The organism is Acinetobacter sp. V2, assembly GCF_001188385.1.
GTDB lineage: Bacteria > Pseudomonadota > Gammaproteobacteria > Pseudomonadales > Moraxellaceae > Acinetobacter > Acinetobacter oleivorans.
This window is the reverse complement of the sequence record NZ_JZFB01000002.1, coordinates 169994-175357: the sequence shown is the minus strand read 5'-3', so window position 1 is coordinate 175357 and position 5364 is coordinate 169994. Positions and strand designations below refer to the sequence as shown.

The following is a 5364-nucleotide window of genomic DNA, read 5'->3' as shown; positions in this document are numbered from 1 at the left end:
CTATTCAATCTGATTAATCAGATTTTCTAGTTCATCTTTCTCACGCTTCGGCGCTGCTCCCTGTGAAGGCTTCATCGCAGGAGGTGCAGCTTTTGATGGAATAACAATTTCCTCACCTGGTAAATCGGAGAAGTCATTGTTATTGCTTAGTTTTGGTTGTGGCGGTGCTGGGCGATATAGCGGGCGTGCTAATGGTGGAGCTGCACGATAAGTTTTCTTATCGCCTACCTCAGTAACAGTTTGTTGTTTGTCACGTGAAATAGGACCTTGGGCATCTTTATCTAAACGAACCCAAGATGTTGGCGTACCTTGCAATGCTTGACCCATAAAGTTAATCCAGATTGGTAGTGCAGCAATACCACCATACTCACGTCGACCTAATGTTGTAGGTTGGTCAAATCCAACCCACGTTACAGTCACTAACTTGCCGTTAAAGCCTGCAAACCATGCATCTTTTGCATCGTTGGTTGTACCTGTTTTACCGCCTAAATCACTACGGCCAATTTTAAGTGCGGCACGGCCTGTACCATGCTCAATTACATCACGTAAAATGTTCGCCATATCGTAAGCAGAGCTTGATTTTAAAATACGTTGAGCTTGGCGATATTCACTATTCGCTTTATCAGTTTGTTTAAGATTAAGTTGCTTAGCTGCCTTTTCTTTCTGCTCTACGTCTTTGTTAGTAACCTCAATCACTTCATCATCTGTTGTCGTAGCTTTTTGCTCGTCATCAGTTGTGTCTGGCGCATTAATACATGGAATACATGCATATTCTGGCTTAGCTTGATAAATCACTTTACCGTATGCATCTTCAATACGCTGAATAAAGTGTGGTTGAACACGATAACCGCCATTTGCAAAAGTTGCGTATCCAGTTGCCATTTGAATTGGTAACACTTGAGGTGTACCTAGAGCAATGGTGTAGTTACGTGGAATTTGATCTTCTTGTAAACCAAAATCCATGAATAACTGGCGAGTACGTTCAATTCCCACCGTTTGCAAAAGGCGTACCGACACGGTATTACGAGACAAATACAAAGCACGACGTAATGGAATCATTCCTAAATAACGACCGTCTGAGTTTCTCGGTGTCCACTTACCAATTGTGATAGGACTATCATTCACCATGCTGTACGGCGTCATACCGCGTTCAAGTGCCAATGCATAGACAAACGGTTTGATCGTTGAACCAGGTTGGCGCCAGCCTTGTAAGGCACGGTTAAATTTCGATTGATAGAAGTTATAACCACCTACAATTGCTTCAATTGAACCATCATTCGGGTTAATCGCAATAAGTTGACCTTGAACTTTTGGAACCTGAACTAAAGACCATGCTGTTTTTGCATCATTGGGACGTAAGCGAACAATATCTTTAACTTGAACAATTTGAGATGCACGTGAAGGAGCACCACCTACACTATTCGCATTGCGATAGGGGCGAGCCCATGACATACCTGACCACTGTACAGTAACGGTTGTGCCATCTTGCATTAATGCGTCAAAAGAGCTGCTATTTACCTTGGTAACTTGTGCAGGGTAGGTATTGGCATATGCTCTAAATTCATTTAATGGTTTATCGTGTGCTTCCGCACCGCGCCAGCCATGACGACGATCGTAAGCTTCAAGACCATCTTGTACAGATTTCTCTGCAATCGCTTGGCGTTTAGCATTGATGGTTGTATAGACTTTATAGCCAGAATCAATGGCTTGTTCGCCAAAATGTTTTACCAGCTCTGAACGAACCATTTCGCCTGCATACGGGTGAATATTATTTAAATCCCGATTGGGCATATTTAGATTAATCGGTTCAGCTACAGCTTTTTGATATTCTCCTTGAGAGATATAACCCAGCTGTAACATACGGCCTAAAATCCAGTTGCGGCGTTCAAGTGCGCGTTCAGGATTAACTACAGGATTGTATTTGGAAGGCGCTTTCGGCAAACCTGCAATCATTGCCATTTGAGCAATGCTGAGCTCATTAATACTTTTGTTGTAATAAATTTTGGCTGCTGCTGCGATACCGTAGGCATTTTTTCCTAAGAAAATTTTATTCACATACAGACTGAGAATTTCTTCTTTAGATAAGTTTTGCTCAATTTTTCGAGCTAAAAAGATCTCGGTTATTTTGCGTTTTAAGGTTCTTTCTGGACTTAAATAATAGTTCTTTGCAACCTGCATGGTAATGGTTGAACCACCAGTTTGCACATCAGAGCCAGTCACACTTTCACTTAAAGCACGTCCTAAACCTTTAAAACTGATCCCGCTATGTTCAAAGAAAGAAGAATCTTCTGCTGCTAAAAATGCATGAATAAAAGCAGGAGGAATTTGTTTGTATTCAACTGGAATAGAAAGCTTACCACCATACTCGGCAATCAGTTGATTATCCGAGGTATAGACCTGTAGCGGTTTTAAAAGCGGAGCTTTTTTTAGTGAACTCATTTCAGGGAGCGATGGGGCGATATAGAGATACATGCCATAAAAGCCCATCGGAAGTGAGACTAAGATAATAATAATGATCAAAAAAATTGGACGCACGAAGCCCAAACTGGATAGCTTTTTCATGATAAGTAAGCTTTAATAAGATCGAATACAAACTAATTGTGGTCAGTATAGCCTTTAGACATGCGGATTGTTAGATGAGATATTGTATCCGTGTAAAAATAAAGACCTAGATTATTGGTTTGTAATTTTTTTTGGGGATAAAAAAATAATAGGACAATAGTGTGCTCAGGTTATATCGTAAACCGAATAAGGGGTTAATGGGTGTCGATATTAGTTCGACTTCTGTTAAGTTGTTAGAGCTCTCTGTTAAGAACGGTAAATATTGGGTGGAAAGCTATGCTTTGATGCCTTTACCCGAGAACAGTGTAGTTGAAAAAAATATCTTGAATCCAGAGGCAGTAGCAGAAGCTTTGGAACGGGCGATGAATTTAGCAAATCCCCAAACCAGTAACGCTGCAATTGCTGTTCCAACATCGACGGTTATTCATAAAACCATCGAAATGGATGCAGATATGAATGATGATGAACGAGAAGTTCAGATTCGTTTAGATGCGGAGCAGTATATACCGTTCCCTTTGGATGAAGTGAGTCTTGATTTTGAGGTTTTACCAGATCGACTGCCTAATCCAAACCGTGTAAATGTACTTCTAGTTGCAACAAGAACAGAAAATGTTGAAACACGAGTAGAAGTGCTGGAACTGGTAGATTTAACGCCTAAGCTTGCTGATGTCGAAAGTTATGCTGTCGAGCGTGCTTTTAGTGTATTTGCTGATAGTTTACCCATGGGTGCAAATACCATTGGTATTTTAGATATCGGCCATACCATGACTACATTATCAGTTATGCAAAGTGGCAAAATCATTTATACCCGTGAACAAGTCTTCGGCGGCAAGCAGCTTACTCTGGAAATTCAAAGCCGTTATGGTTTGTCATTGGAAGAAGCGGGACGAGCTAAAAAAGAACGCTCTTTACCTGATGACTATGACATCGAAGTTTTAGAGCCATTTTTAGATGCGGTCGTGCAGCAAGCAGCCAGATCTCTACAATTCTTCTTTTCTTCGTCACAATTTAATGAAATAGACCATATTTTATTAGCAGGTGGTAATGCCAATATTCCTGGGCTTGCCAAATTGTTACAGCAAAAACTTGGTTACCGTGTGACCATTGCCAATCCATTTTTACAAATGGGTTTTTCTCCTCAAGTCGATATTCAAAAAATTGAAAATGATGCCTCATCATTAATGGTGGCATGTGGCTTGGCTTTAAGGAGTTTTGATTAATGGCAACAATTAATTTACTCCCTTGGCGTGATGGGCTTAGGGAACAGCGCAAAAAACAATTTATTATTTTCTGTTTTGGAGTAGTTGTTCTGGGGATCACCACTGTATTTTCTGGGTGGTTTTATTTGAATCAAAAATTAGATGATCAAGAACAAGCTAATCAACTCATTACCAGTACAAACCAGAGTCTAGATCAACAGCTTAAAACCTTAAATGGCTTGCAAGAGCAACGTGATGCCATTATCGAACGTATGAAACTTATTCAGGGGTTGCAAAGTCAACGTCCTGTTGTTGTGCGTTTGGTGGATGAATTGGTACGGGTGACTCCGGCAGCGATGTATTTGACTAAATTTAGCAGAACTGGAGATAAATTTACCATTGAAGGTAAAGCAGAAAGTCCAAATACGGTCGCGGAATTATTACGTAATCTCGAAGCATCACCATGGTATCGCAATGCTTTTATGAACTCTTTCTTGGCGACCGAAGAGAAAAAAGATAAGACGGCGAGTTCACTGCTTCCTAGAGTAGAAGATAGTTATGGCAGTTTTGTTGTGACTGTTGATTTAGGGGAAATGGGGGTGACTACAACAGATGATACCGCCAATACGTCTGTAAGTGCGGATAAGGGGGCGGTTAAATGAGTCCGGATGAACTTCATGAGTTGTCGTTAGAACAAGCTTCATCTAAGAAAAAACAGATTACTTTGGAAAAATTTCTTCAGCAATTTAATACGCTGGATATGAACAACTATGGTAGTTGGCCAATATCTGTAAAAATTACTTGCTGGATTTTTATTTTCTTTGCTGTATTGGCTTTAGGATACTTTGTTGCTATTCAGCCAAAGCTACAAGCAATTGACAATGCTCAAGCTCAGGAAGGTAATTTATTAAATGAATTTCGAGAAAAAGACTCGAAATTACGTAACCTTCAACAGTATCAAGTGCAGCTTCAAGAGATGCAGGCACATTTCAACCAGCAATTAGAACAGTTGCCGAAAGAAACAGAGATCCCAAGTTTAGTTGAAGATATTAACTTAACTGGTGTGAGCTCTGGTCTGAAGTTTAAAAATATTCGTTTAGAAGATGAAGTGAAGCAGGAAATCTTTATTGAACAGCCTATTACGATGGAAGCAACTGGCGATTATCACGCTTTTGGTGCTTTTGTTAGTAGTATTGCGGCATTACCACGTATTGTGACGATGCATGACTTTGTTGTAGAAGCTGCACCTGTTAAAGATAGTAAGTCAGATATTCCTGTACTTAATTATTCTATTAAAGCAAAAACTTATCGCTATATGGGCGCCGTAGAAAATCCGGAAAACAACGCTTCGGCTTCAGTAGCACCTGTTTCCTCTACTGCTAATACACAGTCGAAATAGGAGCATTACAATGAAACTTAAACAAATTTCTTTTTCTATTTTGGCATGTTTGGTTTTAGTTGGATGTGACTCGAGAATCGATGCTGTAAATCAGCAAATGGCAAATATACGTAATCAGCCACCACAACCGATAGATCCAGCACCTGTTTTCACGCCTGTGCCACAATTTAACTATGCGGCTCATCAGCTAAAGAGTCCATTTTT

The 5364-nt window shown here is 40.2% G+C and carries 4 protein-coding genes and 1 pseudogene; 4 read left to right on the top strand and 1 reads right to left on the bottom strand.

The features are described from left to right. Window positions 1–2562 (bottom strand): penicillin-binding protein PBP1a, encoded by a 2562-nt coding sequence (ponA, locus tag UC75_RS09625; protein WP_049837448.1) that lies wholly within the window; start codon window positions 2560–2562, stop codon window positions 1–3. Window positions 2563–2723: 161 nt separating this feature from the next. Between ponA and UC75_RS09620 the strand changes: the two genes are divergently transcribed. From UC75_RS09620 to UC75_RS20985, 4 genes and pseudogenes are all read left to right on the top strand, one after another. Next, window positions 2724–3782: a pilus assembly protein PilM gene (locus tag UC75_RS09620; protein WP_049837447.1), complete on the top strand. Its 1059-nt coding sequence runs from the start codon at window positions 2724–2726 to the stop codon at window positions 3780–3782. Then, entirely contained in the window at window positions 3782–4423 is a 642-nt protein-coding gene (locus tag UC75_RS09615; protein WP_049837446.1) for a PilN domain-containing protein, read from the top strand. The genes UC75_RS09620 and UC75_RS09615 overlap by 1 nt, the downstream gene beginning before the upstream one ends. Next, the gene (locus UC75_RS09610; RefSeq protein WP_049837445.1) at window positions 4420–5160 is read left to right on the top strand and encodes a type 4a pilus biogenesis protein PilO; all 741 of its coding nucleotides are present in this window, start codon (window positions 4420–4422) and stop codon (window positions 5158–5160) included. Before UC75_RS09615 ends, UC75_RS09610 begins: the two co-directional genes overlap by 4 nt. 10 nt (window positions 5161–5170) lie before the next feature. Then, window positions 5171–5364, top strand: a pseudogene (locus UC75_RS20985) (pilus assembly protein PilP); the annotation flags it as partial.

Bases quoted from the DNA above. Each gene is read 5' to 3' on its own strand.
- ponA (WP_049837448.1), bottom strand. From the start codon at position 2,562: ATGAAAAAGCTATCCAGTTTGGGCTTCGTGCGTCCAATTTTTTTGATC.
- UC75_RS09610 (WP_049837445.1), top strand. From the start codon at position 4,420: ATGAGTCCGGATGAACTTCATGAGTTGTCGTTAGAACAAGCTTCATCT.
- UC75_RS09615 (WP_049837446.1), top strand. From the start codon at position 3,782: ATGGCAACAATTAATTTACTCCCTTGGCGTGATGGGCTTAGGGAACAG.